Genomic DNA, 22,532 nt, shown 5'->3' on the forward strand with positions numbered 1-22,532 from the left:
CTTAATGTCTGACCAGAACCCTTCCGATGAGCCGAAATTCCAGCGCCTGGGGCCGGTGAACTGGCTGCCGGAGGAGCGCAAGGTCGTCGAGCGCTACGAGCAGCGGATCCGCGAGCTGGAGAAGAAGGTCGCCATCCAGGAGGCGCGGGCCGACTACGCCATCTGGAAGCTGAAGGCCACCCAGACGCAGCGGCCGTACCGGGTCGCGCAGGCGTTGACCGGCGCCACGAAGCCGACGAAGTTCGCCCGGCTGCCGCGCGACCTGAGCAAGGCCATGAAGGCCGGGAAGAGCCCCAAGGCGCCGATTCCCGTGACCGAGGCCGTCGAGCTGGCCGAGGCCAAGGGCCCCGAGGTCAAGATCCCCACGTTGAAGTGGCCGGACGGACCGGTGGTGCGCCCCGACCTCAAGGTGGCCGTCATCCTGGACGACTTCTCCCGGCTCGCGTTCAAGTACGAGTGGGACCAGATCGAGTTCGGGCTGGCGGACTGGCCGGAGATCTTCGCCGAGAACCGTCCGGACGTGCTGTTCTGCGAGTCGGCCTGGCACGGCAACCAGGGCCGCTGGCGCTACCAGATGACCGGGACGAACGCTCCGAAGCAGGAGCTGCGCGACCTCATCGCCTGGTGCAAGTCGGAGGGCATCCCCACGGTCTTCTGGAACAAGGAGGACCCGCCGAACTTCGACTTCTTCATCGACACGGCCAAGCTGTTCGACTACGTGTACACGTGCGACGGCGACATGATCCCGAAATATCAGGAGATCTTGGGGCATGATCGGGTAGGCGTGCTGCAGTTCGCCGCCCAGCCGCGCATCCACAACCCCATCCAGACCAAGCAGGGCCGGCCGTACGACATCGTCTTCGGCGGCATGTACTTCCGCGACAAGCACCCCGAGCGGCGCGAGCAGATGGAGACGCTGCTCGCCCCCGCTCGCGAGCTGGGCCTGCACATCTTCGCCCGCAACGGCACCGTGGACGACAAGTACGCCTGGCCGGCGGAGTACCGCCCCCACATCGTGGGCGAGCTGCCGTACGAGCAGATGCTGGCCGCGTACAAGATGTACAAGGTCTTCCTTAACGTGAACTCGGTGATCGACTCGCCGACGATGTGCGCACGGCGCGTCTTCGAGCTGTCGGCCTGCGCGACCACCGTGCTCTCCGGCTGGTCGCGGGCCATCGAGGAGACGTTCGGCTCGTTGATCCCGATCGCCCACTCGCAGGAGGAGGCGTACAACCGGGCGCTGTACTTCATCAACAGCCCCGAGCTGCGCGCCCGGCAGGCGCACCTGGCGATGCGTGAGGTGTTCGACAAGCACCTCTTCTCGCACCGGGTCGACCAGATCCTCACCGACCTCGGCCGCCCCGTGACGTCCCGGTCGCGTTCGGTCTCGGTGGTGCTGCCCACCAACCGGGCCGGACAGCTCGAACACGCCATCGCGCAGGTCGCCCGGCAGCGGCACCGCAACATCGAGCTGATCCTCGTGCTGCACGGCCTCTCCGAGGACCCCGGCGTGGTCCGCGACAAGGCCCTCGCCGCGGGCATCCCCGGAGTGAAGGTGCTGACCGCCGACCCGGCGTGGACGCTCGGCGAGGTGCTCAACCACGGCATCGCGCACGCGGACGGCGAGCTGATCGCCAAGATGGACGACGACAACATCTACGGCGAGCACTACCTGTCCGACCTGCTGCGGGCGTTCGACTACGCGGACGCCGAGATGGTGGGCAAGGGCGCGCACTACACGTACTTCCCCGACCAGAACGTCACCGTGTTCCGCCTGCCCGGCCTGGAGAACCGTTACGCCCACCTGATCCAGGGCGCGACGATCGTCGCCAAGGCCGACATGCTCCGGTCGATGCTGTTCGAGCCGGTCAACGCGGGCGAGGACACCCGGCTCGTCCGGCGCTGCAAGGAGGAGGGCGTCCGCATCTACTCCGCGGACCGCTTCAACTTCGTCTACATGCGCGGGTCCGACGCCACCGCGCACACCTGGCAGGCGCCGGACTACAAGCTCACCCGCAACGCCCAGTTCTGCTTCGCCGGCAACCCGGAGCAGCACGTCCTGATCTAGATCTCGTTCCGCGGAATGTACGGGAGTGGCCAGCGGTTGGCCACTCCCGTAATGGCGGCATGCCCAGGGGAGCTTGGCCACGTGGACACGAAGACAGGCGAGAAACAGGACGGCATCGGGTTCAGGTCCGAGCGTGGCCCGGTGCTCGCCGCCATCATGCTGTGCACCGGTCTCGTGGCCCTGGACAGCACGATCATCGCGACGGCGGTGCCGTCCGTCGTCGGCGACCTCGGCGGGTTCTCGCAGTTTCCGTGGCTGTTCTCGATCTACCTGCTCACGCAGGCCGTGACCGTGCCCATCTACGGCAAGCTCGCGGACGTCTTCGGGCGCAAGCCGGTGATGTTCTTCGGCATCGCCGCATTCCTCCTCGGTTCCGTGCTGTGCGGCGTCGCCTGGAGCATGCCGGCGCTCATCCTCTTCCGTGCGATCCAGGGCATCGGCGCCGGGGCCGTCCAGCCGATCAGCATCACCCTGGTCGGCGACCTGTACTCGGTGGAGGAACGTGCCCGGGTGCAGGGCTACCTCGCCAGCGTCTGGGGCGTCTCGGCCGTCGTCGGACCCACCCTGGGCGGCATCTTCTCCGAGTACGTGTCCTGGCGGTGGATCTTCTTCATCAACCTGCCGCTCGGGGCCGTGGCCGCCTGGACGCTGGCCCGGCGGTTCAAGGAGAAGGTGGCCCGCGGCTCACACCGGATCGACTACCTGGGCGCCGTGCTGCTCACCGCCGGTTCCTCCCTGCTCATCCTCGGCCTGCTCGAAGGAGGGGTCGCCTGGAGCTGGGGGTCGCCGGTCAGCCTGGTCATCTTCACGGGCGGCGCCGCCATGCTGATCGCGTTCGTGTTCGTGGAACGCCGTGCGGTCGAGCCCATCCTGCCGCTGTGGGTGTTCCGCCACCGTGTGCTGACCGGCGCCAACCTCGCCGCGCTGGGGATCGGCACACTCACCATCGGCCTGAGCTCCTATGTGCCCACGTACGCGCAGGGCGTGCTCGGCACCGGCGCCCTGGTGGCGGGTTTCACCCTGGCCGCGCTCAGCATCGGCTGGCCCCTCGCCGCGGCGGTCTCCGGCCGCATCTACATGCGCATCGGCTTCCGCGACACCGCGCTGATCGGCGCCGCGGTCACCGTGGCCGGGGCCGTACTGTGCGCCGTGCTCGGCCGGGAGTCACACATCTGGCAGGTCGCGACCGCGTGCCTGATCGCCGGCGTCGGCCTGGGGCTCACGTCGAGCCCGACGATGGTCGCCGTGCAGTCCGTCGTCGGGTGGGAGCGCCGCGGTGTGGTCACGGCGACCAACATGTTCTTCCGCTCCATCGGCAGCACCGTCGGGGCCGCCGTCCTGGGCGCGGTCTCCAACGCGACGCTGTCGGACCGCTTCGCCCACCCCCCGGCCTCGGTCGGCGGTGACCACCTGCCGAAGAGCGTCGACGCCACGAGCGACGTGCTGACCGGGCAGGGCGCGGGAGGTGCGGACGGTGTGAGCTCGGCCGTGACGGCCTTCGTCCGCGGAGCGCTCAACGACGCCGTCCACAACGCCTTCCTCACGGCGCTCGTCGTGGCCGTGCTCATCGTGGGCGCGGTGCTGCTCATGCCCCGTGTCCGCGCCGAGACCGGCACCGGCACCGCGGCCGGCTCCGAGGCCCACTGAGCCGGCCCGCGCCGGCCAGGCACGACCCGGGAAATGTAACCAGAACCCACGCAAATACAACTGGAGCGTGGTTACATTTGAGACGCTGGAATCCGCTTCACCGTAGTCATGCATCGTGGCATCGCCGACAGACCGGCGGCTGATCTCAACGAGACCGAGCTGCGCATCTACGACGCGTTGGCCGCTGGAGCTCGTTCCGTGGCCGAACTCCAGCACGTCCTGGACCTGTCTGCCCCGAACATCCGCAAAGCTCTTCGCGAGCTGCGCGGGCAGGGCCTTGTCGAGCAGCTCGGTGGTCGGGGCCGCCCGACCAGCTACCGGCGACGGCCAGAATGACTTGTGCTCGTTGGGGCGTCCAGACCACACGTTGCCGAACGCCTTGGCCCCGGCCTCGACGATCTGCGGCCAGTTCTCGGCGAGCTGCTGGGCGATGACGGGCCTCCTGGTTCTCGGCCAGCGCCTCGGACCCGGCGCGGATCGCCTCGGCCTCGGCCACTGCGAAGGGCCGCGACTTAATCGTGGATGACGTTGTCGCGCAGCCCGTTGTAGACCGGGTTCCTGTCGTAGCGCTTGTCGGTGACGAGCAGGATGACCTTCCCTGGAACGCCCTTCTCTTCTTCCGCCTCCCAGACGATCCAGTCGTCGCCGACCGGAGTGTCCTGCCTGCGCAGTTCCCGAAGCCGCCCGGGTTGCCCGGAGGGATGGCCATGACCAGATAGGTGGCCTTCAACCCGCGCTTCTCGATCTCCGGCAGGACCTCGCCCACGGTCTTCTCGCCCACCCGGAACCCGGCGAGCGAGCCGCCCTTCTTGGTCGCCCGGCGGGACGTCGAGTCGACCTCCTTCATCTTGGGGGTGTCGTCGGGCACGAGCACGCAGGGCGCCACCGGGTCGTTCATGAGAATGCTGCTCGTGCTGCTCCCCCCCGCCGGGCAGGTCGGCGATGGTCCAGACGAAGGTCTGGTCCGGCTTGAAGAGTTTGGTGTCGATCCGCATCTGCCAGCCGTCCCTCTCACCGGGATGTTCTCCGGGACGGAGTAAAGGCCGGGCGCGATGGAGCCTGATGCGTACGGCGTTGCGCGACACACCGAGCGCGGTGGCGATCTGCCGGCGGTCCAGCCCCTCCCAAGCGACCAGCGACAACAGTTCACGGTCGTCGTCCGGCAGGCTCCGGAAGACCTCGCCGATGGCCGTCAGCTCGACTCCGTTGTCGGGAGCGGCTCCGTAGAGATCGACCATCTCGGCGTCGAGCTCGACGCTGCGTGCCTGACGACGGACCTCGCCGCGGCGGTGGTTGGCCAGCACGTTGCGTGCGGACATCCTCGCTATGTGCGGAGCGAGGCCGTCATTTCTCACCGAACCAAAGGATCTTCGGGCGCGTCCGATCAGGTCGGCGCCCGCCGACACGCCCGCACAACGTACGACCGGGCCATCAAGGCAGCCGGGTTCTGTCGGACTCGTACGCCATGATCGGGCGGGACATGATCGTCACGTTCCCCCGAGGAGTGTCATGGACCTTTCATCGTCCGGATGGTCCGGCATCGACTGTCAGGACTGGACGAAGCTCGACGTGATCCGCGCCCGGCTCGACGCCGGGGCGGACCCCGACTCCGGCCCTCACGTCTGGGAGTCGGCGCTGCAGACGGCGGCAAGGGAGGGCTCGCCCGAGGTGGTGGCTGAGCTGGCCCGGCGGGTCACCGACGTCGACGCCGAGTCCGACGGCCGCACGGCGCTGTGGGACGCCGTCTTCGAGAACCGTCCGGGCAACGCTCGTGCCCTCGTCTCGGCCGGGGCCGACCCGTGGCGGCCCATGATGTCCGGCTGGTCCCCCGGACGGCTCAGCCTGGTCACCCGCCACCCCGGCCTGTTCGGCACACCGCCGGGCGGTGTCGGCCTGTCCGCCGAGGAGACCGCTGCGGTGGCCGAGGCCCGGCGGCTGATCACAAGCCTGGGAAGCTGGGACGACGACGGCATGAGCCTGGCCTGCGTGGCCGGGATCGACGCGGCCGAGGCGGCGCGCCGCCTCGCGGCCGTGCCCGCCAACGAGGCCGAGGTCGAGGAGATCATGGAAGATCCCTTCGCGGACATGGACGCGTCGCTGGCCCTCGCCGGGATCACCGACGTTCCCGGCGGCTGCGTACTGAGCCAGATGTGCGGCTACGCCCTGTCCGCCCCCGGTGTCGGTGAGCGGCTGTCCACGGGCACCGTCTGCTATTCCATGTTCGCCAACCCCAAGAGCGGCAACCAGGGAGGCGTCTTCCGCGACGGCGTGACCGAAGACTGGGACACCCACCCCGGCGGCGGAAGCGTGGACTCCGGCATGTCGGCCCTGGAGATCCTCACGACGTTTCTCTACCAGGGGCACGCCGTCGCCTACTGCTGCGCGAGAGCCGGCCTGCGGCTACCCGACGCCCGAGCGTTCACCGGCAATCCGGACATGTGGGTGCGGCTTCCCGGCGACTACTGGCGTTGACCACCCGCGAAACCGGCGGATGGCCGTACGCGATGGGGCGCGTGCCCGCCCGGACGGCGGGCACGCGCCGCCCGTGTCAGATAGGCGGTGTCGACGGTGTTCTTGGGCTCGGAGCCGTTGAGTCCCGCCGGAGTGCCGCCGGCGTGGCCTCTTCCGCGGAACCGCACGGACTCGGCGTCGGCCGCCGCGGCGCGAAGCTGCTCATGCCCCGTGTCCGCGCCGAAACCGGCAACGTGACCGGCTCCGAGGCCCATTGAGCCGAGTTCACGCCCGTCTGCGCCAAGCCTCCCCTGCCTCCGGTTAGTGACTCAACTCATCTAGACCCATTTCGTCGAAGTGGAGTTAGATGCGATGGAGAAGCAGACCAAGCTTCCTTCTCGATCATCTGACCAGGCGGTACGGCGGGCTTTATCACGTGGCCGCGGAGGATGACCCGCGCACAGCGCTGGACAGCTTCGCCGCTTCCGTGGCGGACTGGCTGGATCTGGCGGTACCGCTGAAGTTCGAGGACTGGAAGTCCGGAATCGAAACCGCCATGGAGCAGCTGACTCGACGTTCTATGGAGACCGGCGAACCGGCGCTCATGGTGATCGACGAGCACTCATACCTGCTCGCCGGAACACCCGCCTTGTCGTCCTACATCCAGAACGCCTTCGATCGCTACAAGCGGGAGCGGCGCGGAACCGTCCGCATCGTGCTGTGCGGTTCGGCCTTCTCCCTTATGGCCAACCTGCTTTCCGGCGACAAGCCGTTGTACGAACGAGCCGCACTCAGCAAGCTCATTCGGCCCTCCGACCACCGCGTCGCGGCCCGATACTGGAACGCCACACATCGCCCGACGGCCCTGCGGTTGCATGCCATCGTGGGGGGAGTCCCCGGCTATCGGATGCTGTCCGAAGCCGTTCACCCCAGCTCGGGATTCCACGCTCCAGGCGATCTGGACGAATGGGTACTGGCGACCGTGCTGAACCCCGCGTCCATGCTCTTCCAAGAGCATGATCGACTGCTGCGGGAGGATCCGCGGATCACCCACCGAGCGCTCTATCAGGGAGTCCTCCGGCAGATCGCCCAAGGCGTGACCAAGCCCGGCAAGATCGCCGCCGCCTTGGGCCGCGACGCCATCCTCGGCCCGCATTTCGCGGACCTCGTCAGAGACTGGCTCGCCGATCAAGGGTGGGCCAGGCTGGGCTTCGCCGAGCCTGGCGAGGTCGGCCAGACGACGATCAGCTCAGGAGCTGACGGGCAACGCGGCCATCAGGTCGACGTGGTGATGCTGGACCCTGACTCCTCTCCACGCGGAGATCGGATCAGCGTCCGACTGCTGGGCGAGGCCAAATGCACCGCGGAGCCGCGCAGTGGACACGACCTGCGGCGACTGGAGAAGCTCAGGGAGCGTATGCGCTCCGTCACCAAGATCGACGTCGCGGCCGCACAGTACACGATCTTCAGTGAGTCCGGATTCGCAGCGGACCTCATCGCAGAAGCGAGCCGCAGAGATGATGTACACCTGCTGGATCTCGACGACCTCTACGGCGGCCCTTCCGGCTGAAGCGACGTCCGTCCCCGCGCTGGTGGCGGGGACGAACGCGCACCTTCAGTGAACGCGTGCCGTCAGGAGTCGACGGCCTTCTTGGAATCGGGCTCCGAGCCGTTGAGACCGGCCGGCGTGCCGCCGGAGAGCAGGGTGCGGGCCAGGCCCAGACCGGTGCCGCCGAGCGTGAGGGCCTTGGCGAGCATCTCCTCGATGCCCTGGGCGCCGTTCAGCACGACCATGTGGTCCACGTTGCCGAACGCCTTGGCCCCGGCCTCGACGATCTGCGGCCAGTTCTCGGCGAGCTGCTGGGCGATGACGGCCTCCTGGTTCTCGGCCAGCGCCTGGGACCTGGCGCGGATCGCCTCGGCCTCGGCCAGACCCTTCGCCTTGGCCGCCTCAGCCTGGGCCAGACCCTTGGCCTTGGCCGCGTCGGCCTCGGCGACACCGGTCGCCTTGGTCGCCGCCGCCGCGGCCTCTCCACGGAGTCGCACGGACTCGGCGTCGGCCGCCGCGGCCTGCTTGACCTGGGACGCCTGGGCGGCGGCGCGGAGCTCCGTCTCGCGCGCCTCGGCCTCGGCCTGCGCGATGCGGGCGTCACGCTCGGCCTGCGACAGCGTCACGGTCTCGTACGCCTTGGCGTCGGCGGGCTTGCGCACCTGGGACTGGAGCCGCTGCTCGGAGAGCTGGGCCTCAAGCTCGGCCGCCCTGGTCTCCTGGACGACGACCTCCTGGCGGGCGGTGGCCTCCGAAAGCGGGCCGGCCTGCCGGGCCTTCGCCGCAGCCTGGTCCACCTCGGCCTGGTAACCGGCCTGCTGGATCTGGGACTCGCGGACTGCGGCGGCCTTCCTCGCGGCGGCCACCTGCTCGGCCTCGGTGGCCTCCTGGTCGCGCTGCGCCTCCGCGATGCGGGCCGACGCGGCGATCTTGGCGGCGTGCGGCTTGCCCAGGTTGACGATGTAGCCGGTCTCGTCGTCGATCTCCTGGATCTGCAGCGAGTCGACGACCAGGCCCAGCTTGCTCATCTCGTCGGCGGCCGAACTGCGCGTCTCGCTGGTGAGCCGCTCGCGGTTGAGGATGAGGTCCTCGACGGTCAGGTTGCCGGTGATCGAGCGCAGGTGGCCGGTGAACAGCTCGTGGATCGCGCCGTTCATCGAGTCCTGCTGGTCGAGGAAGCGCCGGGCGGCGTTGGCGATGCTGGTGAAGTCGTCACCGACCTTGTAGATCACCACGCCGCGCACCTGGACGGGGATGCCCTGCTGGGTCACACAGGACACCTGGAGGTTGGTCGCCCGGCTGTCGAGGCGCATCCGGCGAGCGGTCTGGAACCCCGGGATCACAGCGGTTCCCTTACCGGTGACGATCTTGAAACCGAGGCTGTCGGCGAGTTCGTTCTTCGTGTGGGCACCGAGGCCAGAAATGATCAATGCCTCGTTGGGCTCCGCGACCCGCCAGATGGCCTTGAACAACAGGATGATGACGATGAGCGCGACGACGATCGCGCCGCCGATAACTAGGAATTCCGTGGACATCTACGCCTCCACTTCCGGGGGGAACAGGGAGTCAGGCGATCGCACGCGTGACGTAGACCGTACGCGGCGGCGAATACTCGACAATGACGACGAGCGACCCGACCGGGATCTCCTCGTCCGGAAGGTTCGGATGCGCGTAGAACGCCTCGACGCCCCCGCGGATCGGCACCATCACTTCACCAACAAGGCCCGGGCCAATCTTGCCCGTCACCCTGCCCTGCCTGCCGACCACTGCTCACCCCGTCGTCTTTCACTTCACCGCGAACGCGCACGTTACCCCGATCACGTGCGCTACGTCATCATGGGCGATACTCCCCTGACGGTCGCCCGGACGACGTTCGCCACCCGCGCCGACGTGCCGTCGACCCGGACAACGAACACCTTGCGCGAAACGTTCCGATGCCGCAACACCTGGCCGGAAATCGAGACATGAACGTCATGTTCCGAAAATTCTTGACTCATCGGTGCATTATTTCCGGCGATTTCACCGGACGTACTCGACTGCGTTTTCAGGAACGCGTGCCGGAAAAGCGACTTTCCCATTCGGCCGGGATTCCGTGAATGCGGAACCACGACGTCGCCGCTCGCTATTACATCGCCCCCCGTAGGCCACCCGCGCACCGGGGTCCGGCTCCTTACCTGTGCCCGTCGCCGTCATGTCGCCCGCCGCGCGTCCCCCGCATGCCTCTCGCGGGTCGCCGCGCGACCGGACCGCGCCCCCCGACGTGTCGGACGTACACCGCCGGAGCGCCCGGGTCGGCCGATCGCCGCTTTCCAGGGGCGCCGCCCCTGGGACCCATGCGATCGCCCCTCACGCCGGCCTCCGCCGCCGACCGATCCTCCGCACCCGGTCCGGTCGCGGCCTTCGCCGCTGTCATGGCCCAGCCCCGAGAGATGTTCACGACGCGGACCACGGTGCGGCCGTCCCCGAGGGTCCGGCGGCGCGGACGCCGCCGGCCCACGGGAATGGCCGTCCCCCACCAACCCGGGACGGGCGGTCAGGACGCGGGGAGGCCGGTGGCGGCGAGGCTGGCGGTCCAGAGGTCGGCAGCCAACGTCGGATCGGACATCTGGCGGGGCGCCTCCACGGGCGCGTTCCCGGCGAAGTACCGGCCCGGATGATCCACACCGTCCTGATGGGCGGCGAGATGGACGAGCCTGGCGGCCCCCGCCTCGACCGGTTCCCCCACCCCCGGCACATGGAGCACCAACTTCATGAAGAAGGTCCCCGGCGCGAACCCGGTGCGGATGACACCGGGATGCGCGCAGGTGGCCGCGATCCCCCGCTCGGCGAGCGAGACCGTGAAAAGGGCGTTCGCCTGCTTGGAGTCGCCGTACTGGAGCCATCCGCTCCACCGGCGGCGCTCCCGCGAGAGGTCGGCGGGGTCGAGGCGCCCGGTCTTCGCGGCACGCGAACAGGTGGTGACCACCCTGCCGGAGGACTCCCTGATCCGGTCCAGCAGCAGGTTCGTCAGCAAGAACGGCGACAGGTGGTTCACCTGGATCATCAGCTCGTGCCCGTCCGCCGTGCGCTGCCGCTCCGTGGACATCACTCCGGCGTTGTTGACCAGGACGTCGATGCTCTCGGAGCGCTCCAAAAGCTGACCGGCCAGCCGCCGGACGTCGTCGAACGAGGTGAAGTCCGCGGTCAGCGTGGCCGGCCGGTCGCCCGTGACCTCGGCAACCTGGTCCGCGACCGCCGCCAGCTTGGACGCGGTCCGGCCCACGAGGACGAGGCGGTGTCCCATGCGCGCGAGCTGCAGCGCAGCCGATGCACCAATTCCGTCGCTTGCCCCGGTAATGACAGTATTCATCAGGTCCCTCCAATGCGCCGGAACTGTATCGGTGCTAGTCTCCTGTGCGATCTTCCGGAGGTGCATTTCCCCATAAATGCGGCGCGACCTCCACGCACTGCAGGAGTGGCCATGGGTTCGAGAAACCGGTCGATTCGGTTCAAGATCTTCTTATTGCTGCTCCTACCGCTGCTCACACTGAGTGCTTTGTGGGGGTTTGTCCTTAATCTCACCGTCGGCGACGGCCTGGCCCTCGTGCGGGCCGGCGCGCTGTACGACTCGATCGGCGTGGCCTCCACCGACCTCGGCCTCCAGGTCCAGGCCGAGCGTGCCCTCGCCGCCGACGCGCTGAGCTCCGGGCAGACCGCATCCACCGCGTTGAGCATCCAGCAGCAGAAGACCAACGACTCGGTGGACAAGTTCACCAAGGCCGCCAAGAGCGAGGACGCCCGCGCGTCGATGGGCGAGGACGTGGTCACCCCCGTCGACACGCTGGTCAAGGGCCTCGGCCGGCTCACCTCCATCCGCGAGTCCGTGGCGCTCGGCAAGTACACCCGCCTCGACGCGCTCACCGCGTACAACGAGCTGATGGACGACCTGTTCGACGTCTACTCGCGGCTCGTCTCCCTCCCCGACCTCGGCGTCCACGAGCAGGGCCAGGCGATGCAGGCCATGGGTGTCGCGTACGAGATGACCGCGCGAGAGGACGCCCTGATCCGCGGCGCGCTCTCGCGGGGCCAGATGAGCCAGCAGGAGCACAACGCCTTCAGCGAGTGGGTGGCGACCCGCCGCTTCCTGTACCAGACGAACCGCCCCGTCCTGCGGGACGGCATGCGCGAGCCGTACGAGAAGGTGCTCACCTCCGATCTGTTCAGCAAGTTCAGCGGGCTCGAGGACCGGATCGTGGACCAGGTGCGCTCCGGCGGCCCGCTCCCGACCGACGCCCGCCAGTGGAAGGGCACCACGAACGCGCTGTTCAGCGCGCTGGACAAGGCGCGGATCGAGGCGTCCGCCGCGCTGAACGAGCGGTCCACCTCGGTCGCCGGCACCATCATGATCCGCATCGCGGTCGCCGGCGGCGTCGGCCTGATCGCGGTGATCGCGACCATCATCTTCTCGGTCAGGTTCGGCCGCCGCCTGGCGCGTGATCTCGCCGGGCTGCAGCACGCCGCCCTGGAACTCGCCGACGTCCGCCTGCCGAACGTGGTCGAGCGGCTGCGCAAGGGCGAGGACGTCGACGTCGACGCCGAGGTGCCGCCGATCCAGGCGCACGGCTCCAGCGAGGTCGAGGACCTGGCGCATGCCTTCAGCTCGGTGCAGCGCACCGCGGTCGAGGCGGCGGTCGGCCAGGCCGCACTCCGGCGTGGCGTCAACCAGGTCTTCCTCAACCTGGCCCGGCGCAAGCAGGGCCTGCTGCACCGCCAGCTCACGATGCTGGACTCGATGCAGCGGCGGGCCAGCGACCCGGAGAGCCTGGAGGACCTGTTCCGGCTCGACCACCTCACCACGCGCATGCGCCGGCACGCCGAGGGCCTGATCATCCTCTCCGGCGCGACGCCGGGCCGGGCGTGGCGCAAGCCGGTCGCCGTGGTCGACGTCGTACGCGCCGCGATCGCCGAGGTGGAGGACTACACCCGCATCACCCTGCTGCCGATGCCGAACGCGTCGCTGGTGGGGTCGGCGGTCACCGACCTCATCCACCTGATCGCGGAGCTCCTGGAGAACGCGACGATCTTCTCGCCGCCGCAGACCCGGGTGCAGGTGCGCGGCGAGCTGGTGGCGAACGGCATGGTGATCGAGGTCGAGGACCGAGGTCTCGGTCTGTCGCCCGAGGAGTACGGCGTCATCAACGAGCGGCTGGCCACGCCGCCGGAGTTCGACCTGGCCGACAGCGACCGGCTCGGCCTGTTCGTGGTCAGCCGGCTCGCCACCCGCTACGGGATCAGCGTCGTGCTGCGCGCCTCGCCGTACGGCGGCACGACGGCGATCATCCTCGTCCCGCGCGACCTGGTGGCCAAGGACGGCACTCCCCAGGCCATCACCGGCTCGGCGGCGCCGGACGGCGACGTCATCTCGGGCACGGTGACGCCGGCTCCGGTCACCGGGGCGATGACGGCGGCCGACATCGTGAGCGGCGGCTCCTCGCCCCTTCCGGCCCCGACGCCGACACTGGCGCCGACCCCCGGCGACGCGGAGCGGTCGCCGTTCTTCACGCCGGCGACGCGGCGCGCCGACCCCGTGCCGGCCGCGACGCGCGAGGGCGCCCCGGAGGAGACCCGGGTGCGCAACCTCAGCATCGTCCAGAACGGCTCGGAGACGGGGCTCCCGACCCGGACCAGGGGCACGAACCTGCCGAGCCGAGCCAAGGACCCGGCGCAGCCCGGTGGGCCCAAGAACTCGAGCCTGCCGAGCCGCCGGTCCGGTGCGGACGGCACGCACGCCGGCCTCCCCCGGCGTGTACGGCAGGCCAACATCGCCCCCCAGCTCCGCGAGACGTCCCAGCCGCTGTCGGCGCCCGTCCAGCCGGAGCCCGAGGAACGCTCGCCGGAGCAGGTCAGGGCGACGTTCTCGGCCTTCCAGATGGGCGCGCGACGCGGCCGGGAGGACGCGGACGACAATTCCGGAAACACGCATGGCGAGAAGGGTGACGAATGACCAGCAAAGTGACATCGGCCGGCGAACTGAACTGGCTCCTGGACGATCTCATCAGCAGGGTCGCCGCCGTCCGCCAGGCGGTGATCCTGTCGACGGACGGCCTCGTCGTCGGGGCCTCCCAGGGACTCAGCCGTGAGGACTCCGAGCACCTGTCCGCCGTCGCCGCGGGCTTCCAGAGCCTGGCGCGCGGCGCGGGCCGCCACTTCGGCGGCGGCGAGGTGCGGCAGACCATCGTCGAGATGGAGTCGGCGTACCTGTTCGTGACCGCCGCGGGGCAGGGCACCTGCCTCGCCGTGCTGGCCGCCTCCGACGCGGACGTCGGCCACATCGCGTACGAGATGGCCATGCTCGTCAAGCGGGTCGGCCAGCACATCTCGACCAACCCCCGCCGATAACGAGGGCCCCCGAGGAGGAGGCGTGACCGAACCGCAGTGGCTTGACGAGGATGCCGGTCCCATCGTCCGGCCGTACGCGCTGACAGGAGGCCGCACCCGCTCGTCCGGTGACGACTTCGACCTCATCTCTATCGTCACCGCCGTCGAGGGACGACGGGCGGACGAGGGCCCCCTTGGGCCGGAGCAACGCCGTATTCTCGTGATCGCCAGGGAACCCATGTCCGTCGCGGACATCGCGTCCGAGATCGACCTGCCCCTCGGCGTGGTCCGCGTACTTCTCGGGGATCTGCACGACCATGAGCTGATCAGCGTGCGACCGCCCGCCCAAGTGGCGCCGCTGCCCAGCGAGCGCATTCTCAAGGAAGTGATCAATGGCCTACGCGCCCTCTGAGGAGCCCGTCGCCCTCAAGATCCTGGTCGCCGGCGGCTTCGGCGTGGGGAAGACCACGCTCGTCGGCGCGATCAGCGAGATCCGTCCCCTCCGCACCGAGGAGGTTCTCTCGGACCGCGGGGTCGGCGTCGACGACGTCGACGGGGTGGAGGGCAAGACCACCACCACCGTGGCGATGGACTTCGGCCGGATCACGATCCGCGAGGGTCTCGTCGTCTACCTGTTCGGCACGCCCGGGCAGGAGCGCTTCTGGTTCATGTGGGACGAGCTGTCCTACGGTGCGCTCGGGGCGGTCGTCCTCGCCGACACCCGGCGGCTCACCGACTGCTTCCCGTCGATCGACTACTTCGAGCAGCGGGGCACGCCGTTCATCGTCGCGGTCAACTGCTTCGACGAAGCCGACAAGCACGAGCCCGACGACGTCCGGGTGGCGCTCGACCTCGACCCCGACGTCCCCGTACTCCTCTGTGATGTACGACGGCGCGCCTCGGCCAAGGTCGTCCTCGTGACGCTCGTCGAACACGCGCTGAAGACGCTGACGGCGGCCCAGCGCAAGTAGTCCGCGCGAGAGACTCCCCGGCGGCACCCGGCCGGGGAGCCGGTCCTGCGCCCGCTACAGCGCGCGCAGGCCGTTGATCACCTCAAGCAGGATGCTCTCCATGGGCGACGACTCCGGCGCCGGCGGCCGGACCAGCACCAGCCCGTGGTCGAGCAGGTCGCCGATCAGCACCCGGACCACGCTCAGCGGCAGCCCCGACTCCGACGCCACGTCGGCGAGCGGCCGGGCCCGGCGCACCAGATCCAGCATCCGCAGATGCTGGTGCCCCAGATCCGCGTGGAACGGCACGGTCGCCCCGGTCGCACCGACCACGGCGACCAGGTCGAGCGCGGCCGCCGACGTCGGCTCCACCCGCCCCTTGGTGAGGGCGTAGGCGCGGACGACCGGGCCGTCCTCGACCAGCTCCTCGTCCCAGCGCTCGTGATCGGTCACGTACCCGCTCCTTCCGGGATGCCGAGCCGTACGGGCTCCTGGCCCTGGTCGTCGCCCGAACCGGCCAGCAGGGTCGCCGGCAGCAGCACGATCGCGGTGGTCCCGCCGAACGGCGAGGGACGCAGCTCCACGCGCACGCCGTGCCGGGAGGCGAGCCAGGAGACCACCACGAGGCCGAGCCGGTCGGTGTCGGCCAGGTCCAGCTCGGGCGGGCTGGCCAGCCGGTAATTGATCGTCTGAAGTTCCTCGGCGGAGAGCCCGAGCCCGCGGTCCTCCACCTCGACGGCGTATCCCCTGGCCACCGACTCCCCGCGCAGGGACACCTCGGTGTGCGGCGGCGAGAAGGACACCGCGTTCTCGATCAGCTCGGCGAACAGGTGGATGATGTCGGCCACCGCGCCGCCGGAGATCCCGGCCTCGGGCATGGGATAGATCCGGACCCGCGTGTAGTCCTCCACCTCGGCGACCGCGCCCTGCAGCATGTCCGCCACGGGCACCGGCCTGCGCCATGTACGGCCGGGCGAGCCGCCGGCGAGGACGATCAGGCCCTCCGCCTGGCGGCGCATCCGGGTGGTCAGGTGGTCGAGCCGGAAGAGGTCCTCCATCGTGCCGGCGTCCGAGGTGCGGCGCTGCATCGCGTCCAGCAGGCGGAGCTGGCGCTGCAGCAGCCCCTGGCTGCGGCGGGCGAGGTTGCGCAGGGCCTGGCCGACGCTCTCCCGCGTACGCGCCTGGTCCACCGCGGCGTCCACGGCGGTGTGCCGCACGGCGCTGAACGCGGCGGCCACGTCGCGCACCTCGGCGGTGCTGCCGGTCGGCTCCAGCGGAGGCGCCTCGGCCTCGACGTCGCCCACCTTCTCGCCGCGCCGCAGGCGCCGTACCAGCAGCGGCAGCCGGACGTCGGACAGCTCGGTCGCGGCCTCCTTCAGGCCGACGAGCTCGCGGGTGAGCCCGCGTCCCATCCGCAGAGAGATGATCAGCGAGGCGGCGACCGCGCCGAAGCCGAGCAGGCCGGCCACCCCGGCCCGCACGAAGGCGCCCATCGCCTCGGGCTCGGTGCGCGCGATGTGCACCGCCCCGGCCTTGCTCAGCGCGTTCGTGTACGCGTTGTCCACCCGGTCGACGACGGACCGCCACAGGACGGGCGAGACCTGCCCCATGACCTCGCCCTGGAGGATGCGGTCCTCCAGGTTCGTCAGCTGCCGGTACGCCTCCGACTTCGCGAGCACCTCGATGGGGGCGCGCAGCTCGTCGTCCAGCTCGTTCAGGCCCTGGGCGAAGAGCACCCGGCGGGTCGTGACGTACTCGGAGAATCGCAGCTTCTCCGCGTCGGTGAACTTCCTGGCCTGCCCGAGGACGCCGGCCACGAGCGCCCGCTCCTTGGCCAGCACGTGCTGGGCGCCGGAGATCGAGGTGAGGCTGCGCCCCTGCTGGCCGCTCGTCGCGACCGAGCCCATGGCGGCGATCACGGAGAAGCGCTGCGCGGCGTCGGGGAAGGGCTGGTAGTTCTCGCCCAGGTTGACCAGGTCGAGCTGGTCTTCGTCGAACTCCATCCGCACGGTGTCCAGCCGGGCCGCCGCGGATTTCATGTCCTGGTAGGGCTTCCTCGCCTCGGCCAGGATCAGCGCGTCCGCGTTGCTCTCCGCGACGAGTTCACGCATCCGGGCGCGCGCCCGGTCCACCACGGCGCGCTGGGCGGCCAGGTCGGCTCTGTCGGACTCGGACCGCGTAGCGAGATATTGGGCCGAGACGAGCCACTCGCGTTCGATCTCGGTGGACAGCACGTTGGCGGGTTCGCCGAGGCTGTCGTAAACCGTCTTGGTGTTGAGCAGCCGGAACGCGTCGCCCACGGTCAACGAGGCGGAGAAGATCCACAGCGCAACGAGCGAGACCAGGGGGATCACCAGTAATAAGGTGATCTTGAATCCGATGGACCTGCTCACCGACATGCGCCCTCTTCTCGATCTTTAAAAGATCGACCGAAAGGCTAGCAGTGAAGCGGTCCAATTTCTATATACCGCCTATATACCGCGAAGCCGGTGAAGCACCTGGTCAGCCCGGCGGACGACATTTCCGGCGACGGCCGGCTGGTGGAGAAACGCGTCCCTCCACGCCAGCCGGGCGAGCTGTACGGCGAGCACCCCGAGAACGGCCACCTCGACCGCCAGGAACAGCCGCTCCGCCAGCCCGATCATCAGGCCGTGGCCGGGCAGCGCGAGATAGGTCATCGCGGCGAGGCCGATGCCCGACGCGAGCGTCAGCCACTCGACCGGCCGGGCGACCGCCCGCCAGCGCTCGTCCGCCGCGAACCTCCCGACGAGCTGCGCCATCGCGGCCGGCAGGCTGACGAACCCGGCCACCGAGACGTACCGGTGGACCTGCGCCGCCCAGCTCGCCCCCTCCGTGAAGGCCGACGCCGGCATGATCGCGGCGGCCACCAGCGCGAGGCTCCACACGAGCATGAGCCGCTCCGGCCAGCCCGACACCGGCGCCCGTACGGCCCGCATCCCGGCGAGCAGCGCGAGCGAGCCGCCGCCCAGAACGACCATGGCCACCTCGGTCGCGCCGCTCCGGTCGAGCACCGCGTAGTCGGTCAGCGCGAGGTTGAGTGGATCGAGGTACGGATCCGGGTCGATCTGCCCCACGACCGCCGCGGCGACGGCGGTCGCGATGCCGGCACAGGCAAGCAGCGGATAGATCCTCTTGACCATATTTTGAGAATCTCGCGAAAAAGCCGCCCCGACCATCCGGAGAACTCCCTACCCGCCCCTGATGCCCTCCCCCGAGACATGGTCAGGGTCGCCTCAGGGGTCGGGGTCAGACCTGGGCTGTGGCCGAGGCGGTCGCCGCGGCTTCGGCGTAGCGTTCGCGCAGGCCGGGCGTGGGCGGCCCCTCGTAGTGGACCGGTTCGCCCGCCGCCCACTCCGGAGGCTCCGGCCCGCCCGCGAGCAGCCAGGCCGCCTGCCGCGCCGCCCCGTCGGCCACGTACTCCCCCGGCTCGGGCACCAGCACCGGATGGCCGAAGACCGTGGGCGCGATCCGCCGTACGGCCTCGGAGCGGGCTCCGCCGCCGATCAGCAGCACCCGCCGGGGCTCCAGGCCGAGCGCGTCGAGCGCGTCGGCCAGCCCGCACAGCATGCCCTCCACCGCCGCCCGCGCCAGGTGCGCCGGGGTCGCGGTGGCGAGCGACAGACCGCGCAGCGAGCCGGTCGCCTCCGGCAGGTTGGGCGTGCGCTCCCCCTCCAGGTAGGGCACCAGCACCAGACCGCCCGCCCCCGGGGGGCCCTGCAACGCGAGCTCGTCGAGCTCCTCGCGGGTGACCCGCAGCAGGCGGGCGGCGGCGTCGAGCACTCGCGCCGCGTTCAACGTGCAGACCAGCGGCAGGAACCGGCCGGTGGCGTCGGCGAAGCCCGCGAGCGCGCCGCTCGGGTCGCTCGACGGGGTGTCCGCGACCGCGAACGCCGTGCCGGACGTGCCGATCGACACCACCACGTCGCCCGGCCGCGCCCCCACGCCGAGGGCCGCCGCCATGTTGTCCCCCGTGCCGGGCGAGAGCCGTACCGTACCGTCGCCGAGGGCCGGGGCGAGGGTTCCGGCCTGCTCGGCGGGTGCGAGGACGCGGGGCAGCTCCGGCGTCGCGCCGAGGGCCAGCTCCAGGAGATCGGTACGGTACGCGCCGGCGGCGGGCGACCAGTAGCCGGTCCCGGACGCGTCGCCGCGATCGGTCGTGATCTCGCCGGACGCGCCCGCGAGCCGCCAGGTGAGCCAGTCGTGCGGCAGGCACACCCGAGCGGTGCGCCGTGCGTTGTCCGGCTCGTGCTCGGCCAGCCAGCGGAGCTTGGCCACCGTGAACGCCGCCACGGGCACGCTGCCGACGGCCTCGGCCCACCGCGCCGGGCCGCCCAGCTCATCGACCAGGTCCCGGGCGGCCCCCGCCGAGCGGGTGTCGTTCCACAGCAGCGCGGGCCGTACGACATCTCCCGACTCGTCCAGGCAGACCATGCCGTGCTGCTGGCCCGCCACGCTCATCGCGGCGACGCCGTCCAGGCCGCCGGCCCGCTCGATCGCCTCCTGGAGCGCGGCCCACCAGCGCTCGGGGTGGACCTCGGTGCCCTCGGGGTGCGCCGCGCGGCCCAGGCGGACCAGGGCGCCCGACCGGGCGTCCCTGATCACGACCTTGCAGCTCTGCGTCGAGGAGTCGACGCCGGCGACAAGCGCTCCGCTCACCCGCGCACCCCGAGGATGTGCTCCAGGGCGAGCTGGTTGAGCCGGGTGAAGTGGAACCCGCGCTCGGCCGCCTTGTCCGGGTCGAACTCGTCCCCGGCCAGGTCCTCGTACGTCTCACCGGGCTCCAGGGTCGGCCGCGCCAACTCGGTCACCCGGGAGTTCGCCAGCGCCTCCTGGACCTCCGGGTCGGCCCGGAACGCGGCGGCCTTCGCCTTGAGGATGAGGTAGGTCCGCATGTTGGCCGCCGCCGAGTCCCACACGTCCGCCGCGTCCTCGGTGCGCAGCGGCTTGTAGTCGAAGTGCCGTGGGCCGTCGTAACCGCCGTACTCCAGCAGATCGACGAGGAAGAACGCGTTCTTCACGTCGCCGTGTCCGAAGATCAGGTCCTGGTCGTACTTCGGCCCGTGCTGGCCGTTCAGGTCGATGTGGAACAACTTGCCGTGCCACAGCGCCTGGGCGATGCCGTGTGCGAAGTTCATCCCGGCCATCTGCTCGTGGCCCACTTCGGGGTTGAGGCCGACCCGCTCCGAGTGCTCCAGTTCGTTGATGAAGGCGAGAGCGTGTCCGATCGTCGGCAGCAGGATGTCCCCGCGCGGCTCGTTGGGCTTGGGCTCGATCGCGAACCTGATGTCGTAGCCCTTGTCGATCACATACTGGCAGAGCAGGTCCAGGGCTTCCTTGTAGCGGTCGAGCGCGGCCCGGACGTCCTTCGCGGCCTCGGACTCCGCTCCCTCACGGCCGCCCCAGCAGACGTACGTCGTCGCACCCAGCTCGGCGGCGAGGTCGATGTTGCGGATGACCTTCCGGAGGGCGTACCTGCGGACGTCGCGGTCGTTGCTGGTGAAGGCGCCGTCCTTGAACACGGGGTGAGTGAACAGGTTGGTCGTGGCCATCGGCACCTTGAGCCCGGTCTCGTCCAGCGCCCGCCGGAAGTTCGCGATCGCCCGCTCCCGGTCCGGCTCGACGGCGAGCAGGTCGTCGTCGTGGAAGGTCACACCGTACGCGCCGAGCTCGGCCAGCCGGTGAACGCTCTCGACCGGGTCGAGCGGGGCCCTGGTCGCGTCGCCGAACGGGTCGCGGGCCTGCCAGCCGACGGTCCACAGGCCGAAGGTGAAACGGTCTTCGGGGGTGGGTGTGTACACGTGACTCCTCCGAATTAGTCTTAGTTATGGACTAAATATCCGGACGGCGAGGCAGCAGGTCAAGAGCCGCCGCCCCTAACGTGAGCCCACACGGCGGACCGGTCGTGTACATGAGGGGCGCGCGGGCCGGGGGCTACGACGACGCGCCCAGCCTGGGCGAGTCACGATGGTCATGGGGCGGGCGGCGAGGCCGCGACGGTCGGCCCGCACGCGCGGACGGGTCAAGATTGGTTCACCCACCCGGCAGAACGAGAGGTGCGATGACTCAGGCGGTCCGGCATGACGCGATGCGCGCGCGCAACCTGGCACTCGTCCTCGGCGAGGTCAGCGCGCGCGGCTCGGTGACGCGCGCCGCGCTGGCCGAGATCACCGGACTCGCCAAGACCACGGTGTCGAAACTGATCGCCGACCTGATCGAGGCCGGACTCGTGGTCGAAACCGGCATCGTGCGAGCGGGCGAGCGCGGCCGCCCCGGCATGGAAGTACAGGTCAGCGGCCTGAGCGTCGCCGCGATCGGCTTGGAGATCAACGTCGACTACCTCGCCGCGCACGTCGTGGACCTCTCCCGGTCGGTACGGCTCCGCCGTGCACAGCCTGTGGACAACCGCCTGGCATCGCCTGGGGATGTCATCGAGAACCTGCAGCATCTGGCGCTTTCGGCTGTGGACGAAGCTGTGGACATCGGGCTCAGAGTTGTGGGTGGAGTGCTCGCCGTCCCCGGGACGGTGGACCTGGTGACCGGCACCGTCCGCCGGGCGCCCAACCTGGGATGGCGCGATGTGCCGCTGCTCTCGCCGCTGCGGATGCCGTTCCCGATGCGGGTGGACAACGAGGCCAACCTCGCGGCGTTGGGTGAACTCTGGTTCGGCGCCGGACACCGGGACTTCCTTCACGTGTCCGGCGAGATCGGCGTCGGCGCGGGCCTCGTCGTGCGGGGCGAGCTCTTCCGGGGATTCCGCGGTTTCGCCGGAGAGCTCGGGCACGTGGTCGTCTCACCCGGCGGCCCGCCCTGCCACTGCGGAGGGCAGGGATGCCTCGAAAGGTACGCCGGCCAGGACGCCCTCCTGTCCGCCGCCGGTCTCGACCCCTCGGCGCTGTCCTCCGGCCCGGGGCAGGACGCCACCCAACTCCCGGCCTCCCCGCCGCCCCCTTCCGGGCCCGAGCAGGGACCCGGCCGGCGCACGGACCCCGGCTGCCCGGCACCGGCCGTTGCGGACACCCCAAGCACGCCGGGCCGCCCCGGGACGGGGATCGCCGAGTTCCTCCGACGGCTCGAAGCGGGCGACAGTGATGCGCTGGCCGCCTGCGAGCGTGCGGGATGGGCACTCGGCATCGCCCTCACCTCGGCCGTCAATCTCATCGATCCGGAACGGATCGTGCTCGGCGGGATCTACGCGCCGCTCTTCCCGTGGATCGGCGGCGTGGTGACCGAGACGCTGACCGCCCGCCTCGGCGAGATGCGCGAGGTCGTGCCGTCCGTCGAGGTGTCCCGGCTGGGCACCGAGGCGGCGCCTCTGGGCGCGGCCGGGCAGGTGATCCAGCAGATCATCGCCGACCCCGCCGGCCTCCTGAACGCCTGACGAAGGAGTTCGCCACGGCGGCACCCCACCGCATGGTGAGGTGCTCCGCAGGGAAGACGGCGCACCGTCGGCCGAGGACGGGGGCGCGACACACCCCTCCCGTCCGCGGAG

The 22,532-nt window shown here is 70.1% G+C and carries 20 protein-coding genes; 11 read left to right on the forward strand and 9 right to left on the reverse strand.

What is annotated here, in order from left to right; translation table 11 throughout:
• The first annotated feature begins 4 nt into the window (after positions 1-4).
• The 3 genes from ACQP1V_RS41785 to ACQP1V_RS41795 all read left to right on the forward strand — a co-directional run bounded on the left by ACQP1V_RS41785 (position 5) and on the right by ACQP1V_RS41795 (position 4,051).
• Positions 5-2,068: a glycosyltransferase family protein gene (locus tag ACQP1V_RS41785; RefSeq protein WP_433417099.1), complete on the forward strand. Its 2,064-nt coding sequence runs from the start codon at positions 5-7 to the stop codon at positions 2,066-2,068.
• Between the two features lie 81 nt (positions 2,069-2,149).
• Entirely contained in the window at positions 2,150-3,715 is a 1,566-nt protein-coding gene (locus tag ACQP1V_RS41790; protein WP_433417101.1) for an MDR family MFS transporter, read from the forward strand.
• A gap of 108 nt (positions 3,716-3,823) precedes the next feature.
• Positions 3,824-4,051, forward strand: coding sequence for a helix-turn-helix domain-containing protein (locus ACQP1V_RS41795; RefSeq protein ID WP_433417104.1), 228 nt, complete (start codon positions 3,824-3,826; stop codon positions 4,049-4,051).
• 176 nt (positions 4,052-4,227) lie between these two features.
• Here ACQP1V_RS41795 and ACQP1V_RS41800 read toward each other — a convergent pair whose 3' ends face one another.
• A complete protein-coding gene (locus tag ACQP1V_RS41800) occupies positions 4,228-5,121 on the reverse strand; it encodes an RNA polymerase sigma factor (RefSeq protein ID WP_433417106.1) in 894 nt (297 codons plus the stop codon).
• 103 nt (positions 5,122-5,224) lie between these two features.
• On the opposite strand from ACQP1V_RS41800, the gene ACQP1V_RS41805 reads away from it, so the two are divergent.
• Together ACQP1V_RS41805 and ACQP1V_RS41810 are read left to right on the forward strand one after the other, a co-directional pair.
• Positions 5,225-6,187, forward strand: coding sequence for an ankyrin repeat domain-containing protein (locus tag ACQP1V_RS41805; RefSeq protein ID WP_387418318.1), 963 nt, complete (start codon positions 5,225-5,227; stop codon positions 6,185-6,187).
• Positions 6,188-6,602: 415 nt separating this feature from the next.
• Positions 6,603-7,736 carry an AAA family ATPase gene (locus tag ACQP1V_RS41810; protein ID WP_433417109.1) on the forward strand — a complete coding sequence of 378 codons (1,134 nt, stop codon included), beginning with the start codon at positions 6,603-6,605 and terminating at the stop codon, positions 7,734-7,736.
• A 62-nt stretch (positions 7,737-7,798) separates the two neighbouring features.
• On the opposite strand, the gene ACQP1V_RS41815 is transcribed toward ACQP1V_RS41810, so the two are convergent.
• Together ACQP1V_RS41815 and ACQP1V_RS41820 are read right to left on the reverse strand one after the other, a co-directional pair.
• Positions 7,799-9,250, reverse strand: coding sequence for a flotillin family protein (locus ACQP1V_RS41815; protein WP_433417112.1), 1,452 nt, complete (start codon positions 9,248-9,250; stop codon positions 7,799-7,801).
• Positions 9,251-9,281: 31 nt separating this feature from the next.
• Positions 9,282-9,461, reverse strand: a complete 180-nt coding sequence (locus tag ACQP1V_RS41820; protein WP_387414135.1) for a hypothetical protein — start codon at positions 9,459-9,461, stop codon at positions 9,282-9,284.
• A 75-nt stretch (positions 9,462-9,536) separates the two neighbouring features.
• Between ACQP1V_RS41820 and ACQP1V_RS41825 the strand changes: the two genes are divergently transcribed.
• Entirely contained in the window at positions 9,537-9,683 is a 147-nt protein-coding gene (locus ACQP1V_RS41825; RefSeq protein ID WP_387414133.1) for a hypothetical protein, read from the forward strand.
• A 565-nt stretch (positions 9,684-10,248) separates the two neighbouring features.
• Here the strand turns inward: ACQP1V_RS41825 and ACQP1V_RS41830 are convergent.
• Positions 10,249-11,064 (reverse strand): SDR family NAD(P)-dependent oxidoreductase, encoded by an 816-nt coding sequence (locus tag ACQP1V_RS41830; RefSeq protein WP_433417116.1) that lies wholly within the window; start codon positions 11,062-11,064, stop codon positions 10,249-10,251.
• A gap of 186 nt (positions 11,065-11,250) precedes the next feature.
• On the opposite strand from ACQP1V_RS41830, the gene ACQP1V_RS41835 reads away from it, so the two are divergent.
• The 4 genes from ACQP1V_RS41835 to ACQP1V_RS41850 are packed head-to-tail and all read left to right on the forward strand — an operon-like array spanning position 11,251 to position 15,043.
• The gene (locus ACQP1V_RS41835) at positions 11,251-13,698 is read left to right on the forward strand and encodes a nitrate- and nitrite sensing domain-containing protein (RefSeq protein WP_433417119.1); all 2,448 of its coding nucleotides are present in this window, start codon (positions 11,251-11,253) and stop codon (positions 13,696-13,698) included.
• A complete protein-coding gene (locus ACQP1V_RS41840; RefSeq protein WP_067137768.1) occupies positions 13,695-14,093 on the forward strand; it encodes a roadblock/LC7 domain-containing protein in 399 nt (132 codons plus the stop codon). The genes ACQP1V_RS41835 and ACQP1V_RS41840 overlap by 4 nt, the downstream gene beginning before the upstream one ends.
• Before the next feature lie 22 nt (positions 14,094-14,115).
• Positions 14,116-14,484 carry a DUF742 domain-containing protein gene (locus tag ACQP1V_RS41845; RefSeq protein WP_387414126.1) on the forward strand — a complete coding sequence of 123 codons (369 nt, stop codon included), beginning with the start codon at positions 14,116-14,118 and terminating at the stop codon, positions 14,482-14,484.
• Positions 14,465-15,043, forward strand: coding sequence for a GTP-binding protein (locus tag ACQP1V_RS41850; RefSeq protein WP_433417122.1), 579 nt, complete (start codon positions 14,465-14,467; stop codon positions 15,041-15,043). Before ACQP1V_RS41845 ends, ACQP1V_RS41850 begins: the two co-directional genes overlap by 20 nt.
• 54 nt (positions 15,044-15,097) lie before the next feature.
• On the opposite strand, the gene ACQP1V_RS41855 is transcribed toward ACQP1V_RS41850, so the two are convergent.
• The 5 genes from ACQP1V_RS41855 to xylA form a co-directional block, all read right to left on the reverse strand.
• Positions 15,098-15,475, reverse strand: coding sequence for a DUF742 domain-containing protein (locus ACQP1V_RS41855; RefSeq protein ID WP_387414122.1), 378 nt, complete (start codon positions 15,473-15,475; stop codon positions 15,098-15,100).
• Positions 15,472-17,415 (reverse strand): sensor histidine kinase, encoded by a 1,944-nt coding sequence (locus ACQP1V_RS41860; protein ID WP_433417124.1) that lies wholly within the window; start codon positions 17,413-17,415, stop codon positions 15,472-15,474. Before ACQP1V_RS41860 ends, ACQP1V_RS41855 begins: the two co-directional genes overlap by 4 nt.
• 78 nt (positions 17,416-17,493) lie before the next feature.
• Positions 17,494-18,183, reverse strand: coding sequence for a DUF998 domain-containing protein (locus tag ACQP1V_RS41865; protein WP_433417127.1), 690 nt, complete (start codon positions 18,181-18,183; stop codon positions 17,494-17,496).
• A 106-nt stretch (positions 18,184-18,289) separates the two neighbouring features.
• Entirely contained in the window at positions 18,290-19,699 is a 1,410-nt protein-coding gene (xylB, locus tag ACQP1V_RS41870; RefSeq protein ID WP_433417130.1) for a xylulokinase, read from the reverse strand.
• On the reverse strand, positions 19,696-20,841 hold the full coding sequence (xylA, locus tag ACQP1V_RS41875) for a xylose isomerase (protein WP_433417132.1): 1,146 nt from the start codon (positions 20,839-20,841) through the stop codon (positions 19,696-19,698). Before xylA ends, xylB begins: the two co-directional genes overlap by 4 nt.
• A gap of 260 nt (positions 20,842-21,101) precedes the next feature.
• Between xylA and ACQP1V_RS41880 the strand changes: the two genes are divergently transcribed.
• Complete coding sequence (locus ACQP1V_RS41880; RefSeq protein WP_433417134.1) at positions 21,102-22,421, forward strand: ROK family protein; 1,320 nt, start codon at positions 21,102-21,104, stop codon at positions 22,419-22,421.
• Positions 22,422-22,532 lie beyond the last annotated feature (111 nt).

This window comes from Microtetraspora malaysiensis (genome assembly GCF_050947145.1).
Classification (GTDB): Bacteria; Actinomycetota; Actinomycetes; order Streptosporangiales; family Streptosporangiaceae; genus Microtetraspora_A; species Microtetraspora_A malaysiensis.

Coding starts and splice junctions, on each gene's coding strand:
- ACQP1V_RS41785 (WP_433417099.1), top strand. CDS start 5: ATGTCTGACCAGAACCCTTCCGATGAGCCGAAATTCCAGCGCCTGGGG.
- ACQP1V_RS41795 (WP_433417104.1), top strand. CDS start 3,824: ATGCATCGTGGCATCGCCGACAGACCGGCGGCTGATCTCAACGAGACC.
- ACQP1V_RS41805 (WP_387418318.1), top strand. CDS start 5,225: ATGGACCTTTCATCGTCCGGATGGTCCGGCATCGACTGTCAGGACTGG.
- ACQP1V_RS41815 (WP_433417112.1), bottom strand. CDS start 9,250: ATGTCCACGGAATTCCTAGTTATCGGCGGCGCGATCGTCGTCGCGCTC.
- ACQP1V_RS41830 (WP_433417116.1), bottom strand. CDS start 11,064: ATGAATACTGTCATTACCGGGGCAAGCGACGGAATTGGTGCATCGGCT.
- ACQP1V_RS41840 (WP_067137768.1), top strand. CDS start 13,695: ATGACCAGCAAAGTGACATCGGCCGGCGAACTGAACTGGCTCCTGGAC.
- ACQP1V_RS41850 (WP_433417122.1), top strand. CDS start 14,465: ATGGCCTACGCGCCCTCTGAGGAGCCCGTCGCCCTCAAGATCCTGGTC.
- ACQP1V_RS41865 (WP_433417127.1), bottom strand. CDS start 18,183: ATGGTCAAGAGGATCTATCCGCTGCTTGCCTGTGCCGGCATCGCGACC.
- ACQP1V_RS41880 (WP_433417134.1), top strand. CDS start 21,102: ATGACTCAGGCGGTCCGGCATGACGCGATGCGCGCGCGCAACCTGGCA.